The following is a 19960-nucleotide window of genomic DNA, read 5'->3' as shown; positions in this document are numbered from 1 at the left end:
CGAATTCCGCCCGCATGCGGCGTGCCGCCGCGCCCGTTGGGGCGCGGCCGTTCGTGAACCTGCCGGTCTGTGGTGCGACGAGCTTCAGCCTGGCCGCACTCAGGCGGCCTTGGCGGCCTCGTCGGTCGGGCGCTTGTCGATCACCGAATCGATCAGCCCGAACTCCTTGGCGGCCTCGGAGGTCATGAAGTTGTCACGCTCAAGCGCGTTCTCGATCGCCTCGAACGGCTGGCCGGTGTGCTTCACATAGATTTCATTCAGCCGCTTCTTCAGGCTGAGAATCTCCTGGGCGTGGAGCATGATGTCCGTCACCTGGCCCTGGAAGCCGCCCGAGGGCTGGTGCACCATGATTCGCGCGTTGGGGAGCGCGAAGCGCATGCCCTTCTCGCCCGCCGTGAGCAGCAGCGAGCCCATGGAGGCGGCCTGGCCGATGCACAGCGTCGACACCGCCGGCTTGATGAACTGCATGGTGTCGTAGATCGCGAGGCCCGACGTCACCACTCCCCCGGGGGAGTTGATGTACATCGAGATTTCCTTCTTCGGATTGTCCGCCTCCAGGAACAGGAGCTGGGCCACCGCGAGCGTGGCCATGCCGTCCTCGACCGGGCCGGTCAGAAACAGGATGCGCTCCTTCAGGAGGCGCGAGAAAATGTCGTACGAGCGCTCGCCCCGGTTGGTCTGCTCGACCACCATAGGGATGAGGTAATTCATATAAGTATCGACGGGATCGCGCATTTCTAATCCTCGGGGCGCGGGCGGAGGGACAGATCCGCCGCGCGCGTTCGCAAGTTCAGCGAAGCCGGCCCGAGGGGAATCAGGCCGCCTTCTCGTCCTCGTCTTCCTTGTAGAGCTCTTCCTTGGTGACCTTCTTCTCGGTCACGTCGGCGAGCTCCAGCAGGAAGTCGACCACCTTCTCCTCGAACAGGGGCGCACGCACGGACGCCATCGCCTGGGGATTGCGGCGATAATAGTCCCACACCTGCTGCTCCTGGCCGGGGAACTGACGCGCGCGCTCGACAACGGCGCGAGTCACTTCGTCGTCGGAGACCTGGATATTGTTGCGCTCGCCGATTTCCGCAAGGACCAGGCCGAGGCGGACCCGGCGCTCGGCGATCTTGCGGTATTCCGCCTGCGCCTCGTCCTCGGTGGTGTCCTCGTCGGCGAAGGTGCGGTTCTGCGCGGCGAGGTCCTGCTTCACCTGCTCCCACACGCCGGTGAACTCCTGCTCGACCAGGCCCGCGGGCACGTCGAACTGGTGCGCGGCGTCGAGCGCGTCCAACAGGGTGCGCTTGATCTTCTGGCGGGCGACGCCGGCATGCTCGCTCTCGATGCGCTGGCGCACCAGCTCCTTGAGCTTGGCGAGGCTCTCCTGGCCGAGCGTCTTGGCGAACTCGTCGTCGAGCACCAGCTCGCCCGGCGCCTCGATGCCCTTGGCGGTCACCTCGAACGAGGCCGGCTTGCCGGCGAGCGCACGGGCGGCATAGGCCTCGGGGAAGGAGACGGTGACGGTGCGGGTCTCGCCCACATTGATGCCTTCGAGCTGCTCCTCGAAGCCGGGGATGAAGCTGTTGGAGCCGATCACCACCTGGACGTCCTCGCCCGAGCCGCCCTCGAACTTCTCGCCGTCCATGGTGCCGACGAAGTCGACGCTGACGCGGTCGCCCTTGGCGGCGGCGCCGGCCTTGGCGCTGTAGGGGCGGTTGGCGTCGGCGATGCGGGCGATGGTCTCGTCCACCTCGGCGTCGCTCACCTCGACCACCGGCTTCTCGACCTTCAGCTCCTTGAAGTTGCCCAGCTCGATCTTGGGCAGCAGCTCCAGCTCGACGGTGTAGGTGAGGTCCTTCTCGCCCTCGATGACGCCCTTCACCTCGTCCTGGTCCTCGGGCAGCGCCACCTTGGGCTGCAGCGCGAGACGGAAGCCGTTGTCCTCGACGATCTTGCCGTTCGCCTCGGTGACGGTCTGCTCGATCACCTCGGCCATCACGGACCTGCCGTAGACCCGCTTCAGGTGCGCCACCGGCACCTTGCCCGGGCGGAAGCCGTTGAGCTTGACCTTGTCCTTGAGGTCGGAGAGGCGCGCCGCCGCCTTGGCGTCCAGCTCGGTGGCGGGAACCACCACGCGGAACGCGCGCTTGAGGCCTTCGGCTTGGGTCTCGGTCACCTGCATCGTCTTGCCTTCACCTGTCCTGGCCGCGTCCGGCGCGGTCCTGTCCCAACCTGTGCGGGGCCGCGCCCGGCGCAGTCCGCGTTCAAATTCCTGTCCCCCGGCGGGGGATCCGCAAACCGGCCCGCGCGCGCACGCTGCGCGCCAAGGCGAGGTCCGCCACCGATGCGCCGGCGAGATGGTGCGGGCGGAGGGGCTCGAACCCCCACGACTCATCGTCACGGGAACCTAAATCCCGCGCGTCTACCAGTTCCGCCACGCCCGCCAGGCGATACCGCCAGCCCAAGCCCGCCAGTCAGCCGAAGCTGGACCTGCCGAAGCCGGACTTGCCAAAGCCGGACCTGCCGAAGCCAGGCTCGCCGAAGCACGCCTGCCGAAGCTGGGAGTCCCGCGCCGGCCCGCCGGAACCGGCGCGCGGCAAGGAACATCCGGCCGGTCGATTCCACTGATCCGCGCCAGGAATTTCCGGGTGTGGAATTTCCGCGCCCGGACCCGCGGGCCTCGCCCGTCCCCGGCTTCGCCCCGCGCACGCCCTTCGGCCGGACGGGCCGGCGCCGGGCGCGCACAACGGCGCAGACCGGTCGCCGGAGCGCCGATCAGAGTGGCGGCTTATATCACGCTCGCGCCCGCGCGCAGCAAGAAAATGCCGTCCCCGCACAGCCCGCGGCGCCCTTACCGCCCTGCACCGCCGTCGCCCTCCGGCTTGTCTGGAGGGCCCATCCGGCGGCCGGGAGGCAGGCGGGGACATCGGCATGGATGCTCCGATCAAGTCGGAGCATGACGGCGGTGGGGGTCGATGCGCCGCGCAGAACCATCGCCGCCTGCCGCTGTCACCTTTCCCCAGCCTCTCCCCTCTCCCCGCCGTCGCCCTCCGGCTTGACCGGAGGGCCCAAGGACCAGCCGACGGGGCGTGGATGCTCCGATCAAGTCGGAGCATGACGGCGGTTCGGGCGGTGGGGGTGGTTGGGGCGGTGCGGGCGGACGGGGCGTCGTGCGGTGGGAGCGGTGGAGGCGGACCGGGCGGCGACGGGACTGATGCGAAGCGGCGGGTGGAGATGGGGGCGCTTTGTGGGCGCGGGCGGCGTGGCCGGGCCAGCGAATGGCGCTTGCCCTTTTTCCGGCGCCGTAAGATGGTCCGCGAAACGAGCCGCGGAGAGCCCAGCGTGAGCAACCTTTGCCCCACCCGACGCAGTCTCCTCAAGGGCGCGGCCGCCACGCTCCTCCTTCCCGCGACCGGCGGCCTCGCGGCCGCCCAGACCCCGGCCGCCCAGGCGCCGGGCGCATCGGCCGCCGCTGCGGGAGCGCCGCCGGTGCCGGCACCGGTCTCCGTCGCGCTGTCGGCCGCCGAGGCGGCGCGCCCCGAGCTCGCGGGTCCCGGCCGGCTCGCGCTGTTCAACCAGGGCCTGCCGGGGCCGGTGCTGCGCCTGAAGAAGGGCGGCACGCTCAATGTCGATCTCGCCAACGGCCTGAAGGAGGACGTCGCCCTCGTCTGGCACGGCTTGCGCGGCCCCTCGGCAGGCGCCGCCCTCGCCGCGGCGCCGGTGGCGGGCGGCAAGAGCGGCACCGTGTCGGTCACCGCCCCGGACGCCGGCACCTATTGGTACCACGCCGCCAATCCGACGCTCGCGCGGCGCGCGCTCGCGGGCGCGCTGGTGGTGGAGGAGCCCGGCCCGGCGCTCTACGCCGCCGACCATGTGCTGTTCATCCAGTCGTTCCCGCCCGAGACCGGCATGCCGATCTTTCCGGTCAACGGCGCCATCTCGCCCACCTTCCAGGGACCGGCGGACGGCCGGGCGCGGCTGCGCTTCATCAATGCCACGACGCTGATGCTGCGCGTGCGGGTGCGCGGCCCGGCGGCCTATGTGATCGCGGTGGACGGCCAGCCGGCCGAGCCGTTCGAACTGAAGGAGGGCCGGCTCCAGCTTCCGCCCGGCGGGCGGGTGGACGTGGCGGCGACGCTCGACGATGCGGACGTCTCCATCGTCGAGCTGGAGACCGCGCAGGAGCCGATCCGCCTCGCGGTGATCGCGCCGGTCGGCCCCGCCGGCACCGCCCCGGACGGTCCGCCCCCGCCCTTGCCGCCCAACGCGCTGCCGAAGGAGATCCCGCTCCAGAACGCGGCGCGCTTCGACGTGCCGATCGGCGAGAGCGCCGTCGGCCCGCCGCTGGTGGGCAGCGTGAAGGCGGGGCGCACCGTGGTGCTCACCCTCGCCAACACCATGGAGGCGCCGGTCTCGGTGCACATCCAGGGCACGGCGGTGCGCCTGCTCGACGGCATGGACGACGGCTGGAAGCCCTGGTGGCACGACACCGTGCCGGTGGGGCCGAAGAGCACGGTGCGGGTCGCCTTCCTCGCGGACGCCCCCGGCCGCTGGCCGATCATCGTCCAGCGGGTGGGCGACGGCGCGGTGGTGACGAGCCGCGCCTTCGAGGTCACGCCCGCCTGAGGACGCGGGATCGCCGCCGCCCGCGGCCTTCCCCCCTCACCCTGCCCTCTCCCCGCCGGGGAGAGGGAAAGCGCCCGGCTTTCGCAGGTCGCCGCGAAGAACGCGCCGCCGCCCCGTTCGCGCGCGCCCGGCGGGTAGAGAGTTGGGGTGAGGGCTTCGCGGCCCTGATCCGGCCTGCCCGCCACCGCCGCGCGCGTCATCCCGCAAGCTGGGCGAACAGGCGGCCATAGACCGCGCGCAGCGCCTCGGGCAGGTCGTCGGCGATGAGGCCGGGGCCGGCCTCGCGCGCCGCCTCGCCGTGCAGCCACACCGCCGCGCCCGCCGCCTCGAAGGCCGGCATGCCCTGGGCCAGGAGGCCGGCGGCAAAGCCCGCGAGCACGTCGCCCGCCCCCGCCGTGGCGAGGAACGGCGGGGCGTTCTCGGCGATCATGGCGCGCCCGTCCGGGGCGGCCACCACCGTGTCCGGCCCCTTGAGCACCACCACCGCGCCGACGAGGCGCGCCGCCGCGCGCGCCGCCGCGAGCTTGGACGGCGCCCCGAGCACCGCCTCGGCGCCGGCGAACAGGCGCGCGAACTCGCCCGCATGCGGCGTGATGACGGCGCACTCCGCCCCCGCCAGCAGCGCCGCCAGCGCATCCGCCTCTCCGGCGAAGGAGGTGAGAGCGTCCGCGTCGAGCACCAGCCGGCGCCCGGGCGCCGCCGCCGCGACCCGGCGCCGCGTCTCCTCCCCGGCCCCGAGACCCGGGCCGAGCGCCACGGTATGGAGCCGCGCGTCCTCCAGCAGATGCGCAAGGGCGCGCGCGTCCGGCGCCTCGCGGGTCATGATGGCGGCGTAGGAGGCGGCCTGGAGCGGCAGCACGCTCGCCGGGCAGGCGAGCGTCACGAGCCCCGCGCCGGCCCGCAGCGCGCCGCGCGCGCAGAGCCGGGCGGCGCCCGAGGTCCAGGCCTCCCCGCTCACGACAACCGCATGGCCGCGGTCATACTTGTGGCCTTCGGCCGCAGGGCGCGGGAAGGCATGCTGCCAGGCGGCGGGTCCGTTGACGAAGGCGGTGGGCCGCACCGCGGCGATGGCATCCTCCGGGATGCCGATGTCGGCCACCCGCACCTTGCCGCACAGCGCGCGGCCCGGCTCCAGCAGGTGGCCCGGCTTGCGGCGGAAGAAGGTGACGGTCTCGCGCGCCGGCGCGGCCGCGCCGCGCACCTGGCCGGTGACGCCGTCGAGGCCCGAGGGCAGGTCCACGGCGACGATGGGCCGCCCCGCCGCCGCCATGCGCTCCACCAGCGCCCTGGCGGCGCCATCGAGGTCGCGGGCGAGCCCCGCGCCGAACAGCGCGTCGACGATGAGGTCGCAGGCGGCGAGGTCCACCGCCGCCGGCTCGTCCACCGCCCACTTCCACTGGCGCGCCACCGCGGCGGCGTCGCCCGACAGGCGGTCGCGATCGCCCAGCAGCGCGAGGCGCACCCGGAAGCCGCGCTGGGCGAGGATGCGCGCGGCGACGAAGCCGTCGCCGCCATTGTTGCCCGGCCCGCACAGCACCAGCACGCGGGTGGCGAGGGGACTGCGCGCCACAACGTCCGCGACAGCGGTGCCCGCGCGCTCCATGAGCGTCAGGGAAGGCGTGCCCATTTGCACGGCGAAAGCGTCCGCGCGCGCCATTTCGGAGGGTTCTAGCAGCTCACAGCCCACATCCAGCTCCCGCCTGCCTAGTTCATATCCAGGCGGCTGCCCGCCGCCGGGAAAATTTCGCCTAAAATTTACTCAACCTGATTACCGCATGTGCATAATTGCGCTCCACGGCGGGAGACGGGCCGCGCGGGCCATGGAGCCTGAGCGTGGCACGCATCCTGCTTCAAGTGCGCCGGCTCGGCCATGCGGCGGAGGGGCCGGGCCAGGGAGACGGAGCGCATGAAGAAGATCGAGGCAATCATCAAGCCCTTCAAGCTGGACGAGGTGAAGGAGGCCCTTCAGGACGTCGGACTGCAGGGCATCACCGTAACCGAGGCGAAAGGGTTTGGGCGCCAGAAGGGCCACACCGAGCTTTACCGCGGTGCCGAGTACGTCGTGGACTTCCTGCCCAAGGTGAAGATCGAGATCGTCCTCTCCGACGAAATGGTGGACAAGGCCGTGGACGCCATCCGCCGCGCCGCCCAGACCGGGCGCATCGGCGACGGCAAGATCTTCGTCTCCTCGATCGAGGAGGCGATCCGCATCCGCACCGGCGAGTCCGGCCTCGACGCCATCTGATTTTTCCCTTCCTCGCCCAATTTCACTGCTGATCGAAGAAAGGTAGACCCTCTCATGAAGCTCAAGACGGTCAAGGACGTCCTCGACGCCATCAAGTCCGAGGACGTGAAATACGTCGACCTGCGCTTTACCGACCCGCGCGGCAAGTGGCAGCACGTGACCTTCGATATCGGCATGGTGGACGAGGAATTCCTCTCCGAAGGCACCGCCTTCGACGGCTCCTCCATCGCCGGCTGGAAGGCCATCAACGAGTCCGACATGCTGCTCATGCCGGACCCGGAGAGCGCCTGCATCGACCCGTTCTTCTCCGAGACCACGATGTCCATCGTGTGCGACGTGCTGGAGCCGACCACCGGCCAGCCCTACGGCCGCGACCCGCGCTCCATCGCCAAGAAGGCCGAGGCCTATGCCAAGTCGACCGGCATCGGCGACGCGGTCTATTTCGGCCCCGAGGCCGAGTTCTTCATCTTCGACGACGTGCGCTTCAAGGCCGACCCGTACAACACCGGCTTCAAGCTCGATTCCATCGAGCTGCCGACCAACTTCGACACCGAGTATGAGGGCGGCAACCTCGGCCACCGCGTGAAGACCAAGGGCGGCTACTTCCCCGTCCCGCCGATCGACTCGGCGCAGGACATGCGCTCCGAGATGCTCGCCTCCATGGCGAAGATGGGCGCCAACGTCGAGAAGCACCACCACGAGGTGGCGTCCGCCCAGCACGAGCTCGGCCTCAAGTTCGGCTCGCTCGTGACCATGGCCGACCACCTGCAGGTCTACAAGTACTGCATCCACCAGGTGGCCAACATCTACGGCAAGACGGCGACCTTCATGCCGAAGCCGGTGTTCGGCGACAACGGCTCGGGCATGCACGTGCACCAGTCGATCTGGAAGGAGGGCAAGCCCCTCTTCGCCGGCGACAAGTATGCCGACCTCTCCGAGTACTGCCTGTGGTACATCGGCGGCATCATCAAGCATGCGAAGTCGCTGAACGCCTTCACCAACCCGCTGACCAACTCCTACAAGCGCCTGGTCCCGGGCTATGAGGCCCCCGTGCTGCTCGCCTATTCGGCGCGCAACCGCTCGGCTTCCTGCCGCATCCCCTACACCAACAACCCGAAGGCCAAGCGCGTCGAGGTCCGCTTCCCCGATCCGGGCGCGAACCCCTACCTCGCCTTCGCGGCGCTGTTCATGGCGGGCATGGACGGCATCCTGAACCGGATCGACCCCGGCTCGGCCATGGACAAGGACCTGTACGACCTGCCCCCGGCGGAGCTGAAGCAGATCCCGACCGTGTGCGGCTCGCTGCGCGAGGCGCTCGACTCGCTTGCCGCCGACCACGAGTACCTGCTGAAGGGCGACGTGTTCCAGAAGGACTTCATCGAGTCCTACATCGAGCTGAAGATGGCCGAGGTGATGCGCTTCGAGATGACGCCGCACCCGGTCGAGTTCGAGATGTACTACTCGGTCTGATGCGCCTTCGGGCGGCCCGGTCCGCCGGGCCGCCCACGGTCTTCATGGATCTCTCCCAACTGGGGCGCCCATCCGGGCGCCCCTTTTGTTTGCGCCTCTGCCTGCGCCGTGCACCTTCAACCGCGTGTCACGGGCCAAGCCTAGGCTTGCCGCCGATCTCCCCCCGAGACGGCGGACGCCAGCCATGGACCACAGCAAGCCGGCCTTCTTCCTGCCCACCGCCCGCGCCCGCGAGGCCGGCGACGACGTCGCGGCGAGCCCCGCCGGCGCGCCGACCTTCGGCGACGTGGTGGCGGCCCGCTTCGGCCGGCGCGATCTGCTGAAGGGCCTGCTCGGCGTCGCGGCCATCTCGGCCACCGTCTCGCCGCTGGCGCTCGCCGCCGCCGGGCGCGCCGAGGCGGCGGACGAGCTGGCGCGCTTCCCCTTCCCCGAGCTGACCGCCGCGCCCGACGAGACCATCCATGTGGCCGAGGGCCACCTCGCCAAGGTGCTGATCGCTTGGGGCGACCCGGTGCTGCCCGGCGCGCCCGCCTTCGACCCGAAGGCGCAGACCGCCGCCGCGCAGGCGCAGCAGTTCGGCTACAACAACGACTTCATCGGCTTCATCCCGCTGCCCGCCGCGGCGGACGGCGCGCCCCGCGGCCTGCTGGTGGTGAACCACGAGTACACCAACGAGGAACTCATGTTCCCCGGCATGGTCCCGCAGACGCCGAAGAACGGCTTCGCGCTGATGGCGCGGGAACTGGTGGACATCGAGATGGCGGCCCATGGCGGGACGGTGATCGAGATCCGCCGCTCCCCGGACGGCTGGCACGTGGTGCCGGGCTCGGCATACGCCCGCCGCATCACCGCCGAGACCCCCATGGCGCTGACCGGCCCCGCCGCCGGCGACGCGCGGCTGCGCACCGGCGCCGACCCGGACGGGCGCAACGTGAAGGGCATGCTCAACAATTGCGCCGGGGGCATCACCCCCTGGGGCACCTGGCTGACCTGCGAGGAAAATTTCAACTACTACTTCTCCGGCACGCGCGAGGGCCTTGCCGACCCGGAGGCGCTGAAGCGCTTCGGCCTGCCGGGCAACGCCTTCGCCTGGGGGCGCCACCACGAGCGCTTCGACATGCAGAAGGAGCCCAACGAGGCCAACCGCTTCGGCTGGGTGGTGGAGATCGACCCGTTCGATCCCGCCTCCACCCCCAAGAAGCGCACCGCCATGGGCCGCTTCAAGCACGAGGGCGCGGCGGGCATCGTCAACGCCGACGGGCGCTATGTGATCTACCAGGGCGACGACCAGAAGATGGAGCACGTCTACCGCTTCGTCACCGACGCCAGGGTGGACCAGGCCAACCCGGCCGCGAACCGCGACATCCTTGATGCCGGGACGCTCGCCGTCGCGGTGTTCAACGCCGACGGCACCGGCGAATGGCGTCCGCTGGTCCAGGGCGAAGGCCCGCTCACCGCCGAGAAGGGCTTCGCCAGCCAGGCGGACGTGGTGGTGCATGCGCGCCTCGCTTCGTCGCTGCTCGGCGCCACCAAGATGGACCGGCCCGAGGACGTGGAGGTGAACCCGGTCACCGGCAAGGTCTATGTGATGCTCACCGCCAACGACACCCGCACCGAGGCCGAGGTGGACGGCGCCAATCCGCGGGCGAAGAACGTGTTCGGCCACATCGTCGAGATCACGCCGAAGGACGGCGACCATGCCGGCCGCGCCTTCGCCTGGGAGGTGCTGGTGCGCTGCGGCGACCCGCGCATCGCCGAGGTGGGCGCCACCTTTTCGCCCGCGACCTCCGCGCACGGCTGGTTCGCCAACCCCGACAATTGCGCGGTGGACCACGCCGGGCGCCTGTGGGTCGCCACCGACGGCAATTCCCGCGCCGCCACCGGCCGCACCGACGGCGTGTGGGGCGTGGAGACCGAGGGGCCGGGGCGCGGCACCGCCAAGCGCTTCTTCTCGGTGCCGATCGGCGCCGAGATGTGCGGGCCCTATTTCACGCCCGACGACACCACCTTCTTCGTCGCCGTGCAGCATCCGGGCGAGAGCGAGGACGGGCGCGTCTCCACCTTCGACGACCCCTCCACCCGTTGGCCCGACTTCGCGGACGGCATGCCGCCGCGCCCCGCGGTGGTCGCCATCACGCGCATCGGCGGCGGCAAGGTGGGCACCTGAGAAGGCCGGCCGGCGCGATCAGGGCAAACAGATCAGGGCAGGTAATAGGTCGCCGCGGCGATCAGGATGAGTTCGCCGACCACCACGCCGGCGAACACCGAGCGGCGCACCGCATAGAAGCCGAGCACACCGCCGGCGAGAGCGGCGAGCCGCACGGCGAGCGGCACCGCCACGATCAGGCCGGTGGGCGCGAACACGAGGCGCGCCACCACGGCGGCGAGCAGCGCCGTCGCCACCGCCTTCACCCAGTGGAACACCTCGCTGCCCTCTTCCACCTGGCGGCCGGCGATCAGCGCCAGCATGCGCCACACCTCGGTGGGCAGGAAGCCGACCAGGACGACGATCAGCACCGCCGTCCAGGCGTCCATCTGCAGCTTCGGCCCGTGGGCCGCGGGGGCCACGGCATCCGCCGTTGCCGCGGCAAGGGTCGCCGGCGCGCCCGCGAGGGCCGCGACATCGGGCAGGAGCGCGAGAAAGCCGCTCACCGCCGCTTCTCCAGCCGGCGGCCGACGAGATAAGCGAGCGTGCCGCCGCCGACCCCGGCGATCATCAGATCGAGCCCGCCCGCAAGACCCATGGTCAGCGGGGTCAGCGCCAGTCCGGCGCCGAGCGCCAGCCAGTCGGTCGCGCCGCGCGCGTTGCGCACCATCAGCACGGTGAAGGAGAGCGGAGTGAGCAGAAGCAGGCCGGCGGCGAGCGGCCCCGGAACGCTGCCGGCGAGCGCATAGCCCACGAGCGTGCCCGCGCCCGATATGGCCACATAGCCGCTGCCGAGGCCGAGCGTGTAGGGCACGCGGCCCTCGCCGGGGATCCTGGGCAGCAGCCGCAGGCCCTCCACCCACATGGTCATGGCGACGAAATGGGCGCAGGCCGCCTCGGCGAGGAGGTTGCGCCGCGGCCCGCGCATATAGGGCGCGATCGAGACCACCATGGGCAGGAGGCGGATGGAGGACAGCGTCACCGCCAGCGCCACGGCCGGGAGCGCCGTGCCCGAGACCACGCCGCCGATCAGGATGACCTGCGCCGGCAGCGCCCAGATCAGCATGGTGGACACCATCCCCGCCACCAGCGGGAAGCCGACCCCTTCCAGCAGCGCCCCGAAGCCGATGAAGCTGCCCAGCAGCATCATGGTCGCCACCGAGCGCAATCCTTCGACGAAACCGCGGCCGAACCAGCCCAGCGTCGAGTGATGGCGCTCCGGCGCCGGCGCGGGAGGCGGGGCGAGATTTCCGATCGGCAGGGTCACGCGGGCCGGACTTTCACGAAGGGGGCAGGCAGGGTGCCGGCTGCGACGCGCCGCCACAGTCCGGTGGATATCATCCCCCCGCTCCGCCGCCCAGCCGGCAGGGCGCAGAGCTCCGCTTCCGGCCATGCGCGGCGCGGGTCCGCACCCGGCGCCGGACCCCGGGCCTCAGCGCCGGCCGGCGGCCAGCAGAATCGCGGCGCCGCCGAGGAGGATGCCGGCGGAGACGCGGTCGGCGAGCCGCGTGAAGCGGCCCTTCAAGGCGGTGCGGGCATGGTCTGCCACCACCGCCCACAAGGTATCGGAGGCGAGCGCGATGGCGGCGAAGATGGCCGCCAGCAGCGCGATCTGCGGCACCGGATCCTGAACGTCGGTCACGAACTGGGGCAGGAAGGCGGCGTGGAACAGCAGCGTCTTCGGATTGGCGAAGGCGACCGCGAGGCCGCGCCCGAAGGCCGCCCGCGCCGAAGGCGCCGGCATGTCGGCCCCCTCGCCCGCATGGCGCCATTGCTGGATGGCGAGGAACACGAGATAGGCCGCGCCGGCATAGCGCACCAGATCGAAATGGCGCGAGAACGCCTCCACCACATAGGCCAAGCCCGCCGACACCAGAGCCAGCTGGACGATGACGCCCACATTGACGCCCATGGCGGTGAGGATGCCGGCGCGCCGGCCATGCTTGAGCGAGGTGCCGACGATGAGAGCCACGTTCGGCCCCGGCGTCGCGGCGAGCGCCAGCGACGCGAGGACGAAGATGGCGAGGCTCTCGGCCGGGATCATGCCTCGCCCCCGCCCTCCGTGCCGGCCTCGCCGGCCTCCTCGCCGCCGGCTTCGGTGCCGTCGTCGCTGATGTGCTCCACCGAGACCACGCGCTCGCCCTCGGCGGTGTCGAACACGATGACGCCCTGGCTGCCGCGGCCGACGATGCGGATGCCCTCCACCGGGCAGCGGATGAGCTGGCCGCCGTCTGTGACGAGCATGATCTGGTCCTGGTCCTCCACCGGGAAGGAGGCGATGAGGCGGCCGTTGCGCTCGTTCACCGCCATGGCGACGATGCCCTTTCCGCCGCGGCCGGTGACCCGGTATTCGTAGGACGAGGTGCGCTTGCCGTAGCCGTTCTCGGACACGGTGAGGATGAACTGCTCCAGCGCGCTCATCTGCGCGTAGCGCTCCTGGCTGAGCTGGCCGTTGCCGCTCGCCCCCTCCTCGGCCTCCGCCTCCACCACCTCGGCGGTCTCGCCGGCGATGGCGCGGCGGCGCTTGATGTAAGCGAGCCGCTCGTCAGCGGGCGAGTCCACATGGCGGATGATGGCCATGGAGATGATGCGGTCGCCCTCCTCCAGGCGGATGCCGCGCACCCCGACGCTGTCGCGGCCCTTGAACAGGCGCACCTCGGTGGCGGGGAAGCGGATGCAGGCGCCGGCGGCCGTGGTGAGCAGCACGTCGTCGTCCTCGGTGCACAGCGCCACGTCGGCGATCGCCTCGCCCTCGGCGAGCTTCATGGCGATCTTGCCGTTGCGGTTCACCTGCTGGAAGTCGGTCAGCGCGTTGCGCCGCACCGTGCCGCCGGTGGTGGCGAACATGATCTGCAGGCGCTCGTCCGCGTCCTTCTCCTCGGGCAACAGCACCACGGAGGTGATGCGCTCGTCGGCGTCCAGCGGCAGGATGTTGATGAACGCCTTGCCGCGCGCCTGGGGCGCCGCCAGCGGGAGGCGCCACACCTTCATCTTGTAGACCTGTCCCTTGGACGAGAAGAACAGCACCGGCGCGTGGGTGGAGGCGACGAACAGGCGGGTGACGAAATCCTCCTCCCGCGTCTGCATGGCCGAGCGGCCCTTGCCGCCGCGCCGCTGCGCCCGGTAGGTGGAGAGCGGCACGCGCTTGACGTAGCCGGCGTGGGAGACGGTGACCACCATCTCCTCGCGCTGGATCAGGTCCTCGTCCTCCAGGTCGCCGAAGCCCTCGACGATCTCGGTGCGCCGCGGCGTGCCGAACTCGGCTTTGATGGCCAGCAGCTCGTCGCGGATGATGCCGCGCATGCGCGGGCGGCTGGCGAGGATCTCCAGATAGTCGGCGATCTCGGCGGCGAGCTTGTCCAGTTCCTCGGCGATCTCGTCGCGGCCGAGCGCGGTCAGGCGCTGGAGGCGCAGATCGAGGATCGCGCGCGCCTGCACTTCGGACAGGCGATAGGTGCCGTCGGCACGCAGCGCGTGGCGCGGATCGGCGATCAGGGCGATCAGGGGCGCCATGTCCTTAGCCGGCCAATCACGACCCATCAGCGACTCGCGGGCGGTCGCGGGATCAGGCGCGGTGCGGATCAGCCGGATCACCTCGTCGATATTGGCGACCGCAATGGCGAGCCCGACGAGCACGTGGGCGCGGTCTCGGGCCTTCTTGAGCAGGAATTTGGTTCGCCGGCTTATCACCTCCTCGCGGAAGGCGATGAAGGCGGTGAGGATGTCGTGCAGGGCCAGCACGCCTGGCTTGCCGCCGGACAGTGCCACCATGTTCACGCCGAACGAGGTCTGCAGCACGGTCTGGCGGAAGAGGTTGTTCAGAACCACGTCCGCCTGGGCGTCGCGCTTGATCTCGAACACCACGCGCATGCCGTCGCGGTCGCTCTCGTCGCGGATCTCGGAGATGCCTTCCAGGCGCTTCTCGCGCACCAGCTCGGCGATCTTCTCCACCATGGTGGCCTTGTTCACCTGGTAGGGGATCTCGGTGACGATGATCGCCTCGCGGTCCTTGCGCAGGCTCTCGATGGTGGCGCGCGCGCGCATGAGCACGGAGCCGCGGCCGGTCAGATAGGCCTGGCGGATGCCGGTGCGGCCGAGGATCAGCGCGCCGGTGGGAAAATCCGGTCCCGGCAAAATATCGAGCAGCGCCTCGGGCTCCAAAGCCGGATCGTCGAGCAGCGCAATGGTGACGTCGATGACCTCGCCGAGATTGTGCGGCGGAATGTTGGTGGCCATGCCCACCGCGATGCCGCCCGCGCCGTTCACCAAGAGGTTCGGGAACTTGGCCGGCAGCACGGCGGGTTCCCGCTCGGTGTTGTCGTAGTTTTCCTGGAAGTCGACAGTGTCCTTGTCGAGGTCGTCCAGCAGGGAGCCGGTTACCTTTTCGAGGCGCACCTCGGTGTAGCGCATGGCCGCCGGGGCGTCGCCGTCCACCGAGCCGAAATTGCCCTGCCCGTCCACCAGCGGCACCCGCATGGCGAAGGTCTGCGCCATGCGCACCAAGGCGTCATAGACCGACTGGTCGCCGTGGGGATGGTACTTACCGATCACGTCGCCGACCACGCGGGCCGACTTGCGGTACTGCTTGTTCCACTCGTACCCGTTCTCGTGCATCGAGAACAGGATGCGCCGGTGCACCGGCTTCAGGCCGTCGCGCACATCCGGCAGCGCGCGGGCCACGATCACGCTCATGGCGTAATCGAGATAGGACCGCGACAGCTCGTCCGTGATGGAAACGGGCTTGATATCGGAGGGCAGCTCGCCGCCGCTGTTCGGCGTCTCGGGGTCGGCCAAAAGGAAACACTCGCCTTCAAGTCACAAGGTGCCGAACTTCTAGCCGATTCACCTTTCCGACGCCAGCGAAAGCGCGCGGATACCGCCCCAATTCCACATTATATTTCAATGACTTATTCGCAACCGCTCCGGACCTGGTCAGCAATCTTGACCCTTTTGCGTCAAACCGGCCGAAAAACCGGCCCGGCGCACCGGCGCAAGACGGACGCGGCACCGTCGCCCATTACCACATCCCGCCACCGCCACCGGGGCGCGGCGCAGGCGGCACCTCCGCCTGGAGCGCCCGGATCGGGCCTGTGTGCCACCTGGGGACGCTGAGGGCAGGGCTCGGCGGTGAAGCGTGGTGCGACGTCCTTCGGACGCCCCTTCCGCCTCCCCCTCCCTCCCGCAAGCGGGAGAGGGGCAAGCGGGAGAGGGAACGTGGCGCCCCGTCGCAGGCACCGGAACCGCACTGAAAGACCGCGGGGGACCTGCCCGACGCTGCGATCAGAACGGTATCTCGTCGTCCATGTCGCTGCTCACGGGGCGCCCGCCGCCACCGCCGCCACCCGAGCCACCGCCGGACGGACCCGAGCGCCGGCCGCCGCCGCCATAGCCGCCACCACCACCGCCACCACCGCCCATGGGGCTGGAGGAGCCGAAATCCGAGCCGCCGCCGTAGTCGTCGCCACCGCCGCCACCGGCCTCGCTGCCGCGGGAATCCAGCAGCGTCAGCTCGCCGCGATAGGGCCGCAGCACCACCTCGGTGGTATAGACGTCGCGCCCGTCCTTCTCATACTTGCGGGTCTCGAGCTGGCCCTCGATATAGACCTTCGAGCCCTTCTTCAGGAACCGCTCGGCCACACCGATGAGGTTCTCGTTGTAGATCGAGACCTGGTGCCACTCGGTGCGGTCCTTGCGCTCGCCGGAAGCCTTGTCGCGCCAGCTTTCCGAGGTGGCGATGCGCAGGTTGCAGACCCGCCCGCCGCTCTGGAATGCGCGCACCTCCGGGTCGCGCCCCAGATTGCCGATCAGGATCACCTTGTTGACGCTGCCGGCCATGGGCGGGCCCTCCCTCTGTCGAATGTCCTCGCGCGCACCCTGCCCCCGCCTGACGCCGCAGGCGAGCCCAAATGCGCCGCTGTCCACCGCCGCGTGGCCCATCCGGGGACCGACGGCGCCCGGCGCGGGCAGATAGAGGTGGCACTGATGTTCTTATTATGTTCTATAGTTGGGCGGCCGGTTGCGCAACCCCTGATTCTCAGTCGTCGCCCAATCCAGAATTCGCCGAGCCCGATTCACATGTTCCTGTCATGTTCCCTACCGCATCGCACACAGGCCATTACATTCGAGCCATGACCATGCGCCTGCTGGAAGCATCCGGAACAGCCCGCCGGGCCGCGCGCCGCCGCGCAGCGCTGCGCACGTCGGCGGCGGCGCCGCCGCTCCCCTGGCCGGCGCGCGCCATCCATCGCGGCGCCCGTGCCGTATCCGTCTCCGTTCCCGGTGTCCTTGCCGCTCCCCGCTCGCGGGCGCCGGCGCGCCGGTCCTGACCCGCCCCCTGTTCCGGCCCGTGGGCCGCCCCGGACGTTCATGAAGAGCAAGACCTCTCCCGCGCGGGACCTGCCCGCCCCGGCAGCCTCCCGCCGCGATACCCGCACCCTCTCCATTCGCGGCGCGCGCGAGCACAATCTGAAGAATGTCGATCTCGACATTCCGCGCGACGCCCTCGTGGTGTTCACGGGCCTGTCCGGCTCGGGCAAGAGCTCGCTCGCGTTCGACACCATCTATGCCGAGGGCCAGCGCCGCTATGTGGAGAGCCTCTCCGCCTATGCGCGCCAGTTCCTGGAGATGATGCAGAAGCCGGACGTGGACCAGATCGACGGCCTGTCCCCCGCCATCTCCATCGAGCAGAAGACCACCTCGAAGAACCCGCGCTCCACGGTCGGCACCGTCACCGAGATCTACGACTACATGCGCCTTCTGTGGGCGCGCACCGGCATCCCCTATTCCCCCGCCACCGGCCTGCCGATCGAGAGCCAGACCGTCTCGCAGATGGTGGACCGCGTGCTCGCGCTGCCCGAGGGCACGCGGCTCTACCTGCTCGCGCCCGTGGTGCGCGGCCGCAAGGGCGAGTACCGCAAGGAAATGGCCGACTGGATGAAGAAGGGCTTCCAGCGGGTGAAGGTCAACGGCGCGTTCCACGAGATTGCCGACGCCCCTGCCCTCGACAAGAAGTTCAAGCACGACATCGACGTGGTGGTGGACCGCATCGTCGTGCGCGCCGACCTTGCCCAGCGCCTCGCCGACAGCTTCGAGACCGCGCTGGGCCTCGCCGACGGCATCGCGGTCGCCGAATATGCCGACGAGAAGGACGAGCACGGCGCCCCGCGCCGCATCATGTTCTCGGAGAAGTTCGCCTGCCCCGTCTCCGGCTTCACCATTCCGGAGATCGAGCCGCGCCTGTTCTCGTTCAACAATCCGTTCGGCGCCTGCCCGGCCTGCGACGGGCTCGGCGTGGAGCAGACCATCGATCCCGAGCTGGTGGTGCCGGACAAGGCGCGCTCGCTGAAGCACGGCGCCATCGCCCCCTGGGCGAAATCCACTTCGCCTTATTACGGGCAGACGCTGGACGCGCTGGCGAAGCACTACGGCTTCAAGCTCACCGTGCCGTGGGAGGACCTGCCGGAGAAGGCGAAGGACGTCATCCTCTACGGCTCCAAGGGCGAGAAGGTCACCTTCGCCTATGACGACGGCCTGCGCTCCTACGAGACGCAGAAGACCTTCGAGGGCGTGGTGGTGAACCTCGACCGGCGCTGGAAGGAGACGGAAAGCGACTGGGCGCGCGAGGAAATCTCGAAATACTTCTCCACCGTGCCCTGCGCCGCCTGCAATGGCTATCGCCTCAAGCCCGAGGCGCTGGCGGTGAAGGTGGCGGGCCGGCATATCGGCGAGATCGGCGAGCTGTCGGTGAAGGCCGCCGCCCGCTGGTTCGAGGACCTGCCGCCGCAGCTCTCCCACAAGCAGAACGAGATCGCCGGGCGCATCCTGAAGGAAATCCGCGAGCGGCTCACCTTCCTGCTGGATGTGGGGCTCGAATATCTCACGCTGGCGCGGGCCTCCGGCACGCTCTCGGGCGGCGAGAGCCAGCGCATCCGCCTCGCCTCGCAGATCGGCTCCGGCCTCACCGGCGTGCTCTATGTGCTGGACGAGCCGTCCATCGGCCTGCACCAGCGCGACAACGAGCGCCTGCTGGTCACGCTCAAGCACCTGCGCGATCTCGGCAACACCGTGATCGTGGTGGAGCACGACGAGGACGCCATCCTCGCCGCCGACCATGTGGTGGATGTGGGGCCGGGCGCCGGCATCCATGGCGGCCGCGTGGTGGCCCAGGGCACCCCGGCGGAAATCCTCGCCAATCCCGAGTCGCTCACCGGGCAATACCTCACCGGCGCGCTCTCGGTGGGCGTGCCGGCGCGGCGCAAGCCCAATGCCAAGCGCATGCTCAAGCTCACCGGCGCGCGCGGCAACAACCTGAAGGACGTGACGGCGGAAATTCCGCTCGGGCTGTTCACCTGCATCACCGGCGTCTCGGGCGGCGGCAAGTCCACGCTGCTGATCGACACGCTCTACAAGGCGGTGGCGCGGCGCCTCAACGGCGCCAGCGAGGCCCCGGCCCCGTTCGACAGGATCGAGGGGCTGGAGCACCTCGACAAGGTGATCGACATCGACCAGTCGCCCATCGGCCGCACCCCGCGCTCGAACCCGGCGACCTATACCGGCGCCTTCACGCCGATCCGCGAGTGGTTCGCCGGCCTGCCGGAGGCCAAGGCGCGCGGCTATGGCGCCGGGCGCTTCTCGTTCAACGTGAAGGGCGGGCGCTGCGAGGCCTGCCAGGGCGACGGCGTCATCAAGATCGAGATGCACTTTTTGCCCGACGTCTACGTCACCTGCGACGTCTGCAAGGGCCGGCGCTACAACCGCGAGACGCTGGAGGTGACGTTCAAGGACAAGTCCATCGCCGACGTGCTCGACATGACGGTGGAGGAAGGGGCGGCCTTCTTCAAGGCGGTGCCCTCCGTGCGCGAGAAGCTGGAGACTCTGCACCGGGTTGGGCTCGATTATATCAAGGTGGGCCAGCAGGCGACCACGCTCTCGGGCGGCGAGGCGCAGCGCGTGAAGCTCTCCAAGGAGCTGTCCAAGCGCGCCACCGGCCGCACGCTCTATATCCTCGACGAGCCCACCACGGGCCTGCACTTCCACGACGTGAAGAAGCTCCTGGAGGTGCTCCACGAACTGGTGGACCAGGGCAACACCGTGGTGGTGATCGAGCACAATCTGGAGGTCATCAAGACCGCCGACTGGGTGATCGACCTCGGCCCGGAGGGCGGCGACGGCGGCGGCGAGATCGTCGCGGCGGGCCCGCCCGAGGCGGTGGCGAAGGAGAAGCGCTCCCACACCGGGCGGTTCCTCGCCGAGGTGCTGGCGCGCCGGCCCACGTCCGAGCAGAAAACGTCCGAGCGGAAAACGTCCGAACGGAACGCGGGAGAGCCTGCAACGGCCCAGCCGGCAGCGTCCGCGCTCCCGGTCCCGGCCGCGAGCGATGGGGCCAAGGCGCCTCCGCGGCGCTCCAGCCGCCGGCGCGCCGCCGAATAGGCGCCGCCGGGAACAGGCCAGGGCGCTGCGACCCCAAGGCCGGCCCCACAAGGCAAGTC

Annotated in this window: 13 protein-coding genes and 1 tRNA gene; 5 read left to right on the top strand and 9 right to left on the bottom strand. The window is 70.2% G+C overall.

Annotated features, from left to right (window positions below; genetic code table 11):
• Window positions 1-99 precede the first annotated feature (99 nt).
• From clpP to D9R14_RS05485, 3 genes are all read right to left on the bottom strand, one after another.
• Window positions 100-735, bottom strand: a complete 636-nt coding sequence (gene clpP, locus D9R14_RS05495; protein WP_024278719.1) for an ATP-dependent Clp endopeptidase proteolytic subunit ClpP — start codon at window positions 733-735, stop codon at window positions 100-102.
• 79 nt (window positions 736-814) lie between these two features.
• Complete coding sequence (gene tig, locus D9R14_RS05490; protein ID WP_121622301.1) at window positions 815-2167, bottom strand: trigger factor; 1353 nt, start codon at window positions 2165-2167, stop codon at window positions 815-817.
• Window positions 2168-2343: 176 nt separating this feature from the next.
• Window positions 2344-2429, bottom strand: a tRNA-Leu gene (locus D9R14_RS05485).
• An 898-nt stretch (window positions 2430-3327) separates the two neighbouring features.
• On the opposite strand from D9R14_RS05485, the gene D9R14_RS05480 reads away from it, so the two are divergent.
• Window positions 3328-4611: a multicopper oxidase family protein gene (locus D9R14_RS05480; protein WP_170168511.1), complete on the top strand. Its 1284-nt coding sequence runs from the start codon at window positions 3328-3330 to the stop codon at window positions 4609-4611.
• Window positions 4612-4807: 196 nt separating this feature from the next.
• On the opposite strand, the gene D9R14_RS05475 is transcribed toward D9R14_RS05480, so the two are convergent.
• A complete protein-coding gene (locus tag D9R14_RS05475) occupies window positions 4808-6268 on the bottom strand; it encodes an NAD(P)H-hydrate dehydratase (RefSeq protein ID WP_121622299.1) in 1461 nt (486 codons plus the stop codon).
• Window positions 6269-6517: 249 nt separating this feature from the next.
• Between D9R14_RS05475 and D9R14_RS05470 the strand changes: the two genes are divergently transcribed.
• From D9R14_RS05470 to D9R14_RS05460, 3 genes are all read left to right on the top strand, one after another.
• Window positions 6518-6856: a P-II family nitrogen regulator gene (locus tag D9R14_RS05470; RefSeq protein WP_121622298.1), complete on the top strand. Its 339-nt coding sequence runs from the start codon at window positions 6518-6520 to the stop codon at window positions 6854-6856.
• A gap of 54 nt (window positions 6857-6910) precedes the next feature.
• On the top strand, window positions 6911-8326 hold the full coding sequence (glnA, locus tag D9R14_RS05465; RefSeq protein ID WP_121622297.1) for a type I glutamate--ammonia ligase: 1416 nt from the start codon (window positions 6911-6913) through the stop codon (window positions 8324-8326).
• A 184-nt stretch (window positions 8327-8510) separates the two neighbouring features.
• Window positions 8511-10493 (top strand): PhoX family protein, encoded by a 1983-nt coding sequence (locus D9R14_RS05460; protein ID WP_121622296.1) that lies wholly within the window; start codon window positions 8511-8513, stop codon window positions 10491-10493.
• A 32-nt stretch (window positions 10494-10525) separates the two neighbouring features.
• Here the strand turns inward: D9R14_RS05460 and D9R14_RS05455 are convergent, their stop codons facing one another.
• The 5 genes from D9R14_RS05455 to ssb form a co-directional block, all read right to left on the bottom strand.
• Window positions 10526-10978, bottom strand: coding sequence for an AzlD domain-containing protein (locus D9R14_RS05455; RefSeq protein WP_245420566.1), 453 nt, complete (start codon window positions 10976-10978; stop codon window positions 10526-10528).
• Window positions 10975-11739 carry an AzlC family ABC transporter permease gene (locus D9R14_RS05450; protein WP_245420564.1) on the bottom strand — a complete coding sequence of 255 codons (765 nt, stop codon included), beginning with the start codon at window positions 11737-11739 and terminating at the stop codon, window positions 10975-10977. The genes D9R14_RS05455 and D9R14_RS05450 overlap by 4 nt, the downstream gene beginning before the upstream one ends.
• 165 nt (window positions 11740-11904) lie before the next feature.
• Window positions 11905-12516 (bottom strand): LysE family translocator, encoded by a 612-nt coding sequence (locus D9R14_RS05445; RefSeq protein WP_121622295.1) that lies wholly within the window; start codon window positions 12514-12516, stop codon window positions 11905-11907.
• Window positions 12513-15266, bottom strand: coding sequence for a DNA gyrase subunit A (gyrA, locus tag D9R14_RS05440; RefSeq protein WP_121622294.1), 2754 nt, complete (start codon window positions 15264-15266; stop codon window positions 12513-12515). The genes D9R14_RS05445 and gyrA overlap by 4 nt, the downstream gene beginning before the upstream one ends.
• Window positions 15267-15752: 486 nt before the next feature.
• On the bottom strand, window positions 15753-16307 hold the full coding sequence (gene ssb / locus D9R14_RS05435; RefSeq protein WP_121622293.1) for a single-stranded DNA-binding protein: 555 nt from the start codon (window positions 16305-16307) through the stop codon (window positions 15753-15755).
• A 531-nt stretch (window positions 16308-16838) separates the two neighbouring features.
• Here ssb and uvrA point away from each other — a divergent pair.
• Window positions 16839-19901: an excinuclease ABC subunit UvrA gene (uvrA, locus tag D9R14_RS05430; protein WP_121622292.1), complete on the top strand. Its 3063-nt coding sequence runs from the start codon at window positions 16839-16841 to the stop codon at window positions 19899-19901.
• The last annotated feature ends 59 nt before the right edge of the window (window positions 19902-19960 follow it).

Origin of the sequence: Xanthobacter tagetidis (genome assembly GCF_003667445.1) — a bacterium.
GTDB lineage: Bacteria > Pseudomonadota > Alphaproteobacteria > Rhizobiales > Xanthobacteraceae > Xanthobacter > Xanthobacter tagetidis.
Note: the sequence above shows the minus strand (reverse complement) of the source record. Positions and strands in the feature narration are given on the sequence as shown.

Excerpts from the sequence above, each read along its gene's own strand:
- clpP (WP_024278719.1), bottom strand. The coding sequence starts at position 735 with ATGCGCGATCCCGTCGATACTTATATGAATTACCTCATCCCTATGGTG.
- tig (WP_121622301.1), bottom strand. The coding sequence starts at position 2,167 with ATGCAGGTGACCGAGACCCAAGCCGAAGGCCTCAAGCGCGCGTTCCGC.
- D9R14_RS05475 (WP_121622299.1), bottom strand. The coding sequence starts at position 6,268 with ATGGCGCGCGCGGACGCTTTCGCCGTGCAAATGGGCACGCCTTCCCTG.
- D9R14_RS05470 (WP_121622298.1), top strand. The coding sequence starts at position 6,518 with ATGAAGAAGATCGAGGCAATCATCAAGCCCTTCAAGCTGGACGAGGTG.
- glnA (WP_121622297.1), top strand. The coding sequence starts at position 6,911 with ATGAAGCTCAAGACGGTCAAGGACGTCCTCGACGCCATCAAGTCCGAG.
- D9R14_RS05460 (WP_121622296.1), top strand. The coding sequence starts at position 8,511 with ATGGACCACAGCAAGCCGGCCTTCTTCCTGCCCACCGCCCGCGCCCGC.
- D9R14_RS05445 (WP_121622295.1), bottom strand. The coding sequence starts at position 12,516 with ATGATCCCGGCCGAGAGCCTCGCCATCTTCGTCCTCGCGTCGCTGGCG.
- ssb (WP_121622293.1), bottom strand. The coding sequence starts at position 16,307 with ATGGCCGGCAGCGTCAACAAGGTGATCCTGATCGGCAATCTGGGGCGC.
- uvrA (WP_121622292.1), top strand. The coding sequence starts at position 16,839 with ATGAAGAGCAAGACCTCTCCCGCGCGGGACCTGCCCGCCCCGGCAGCC.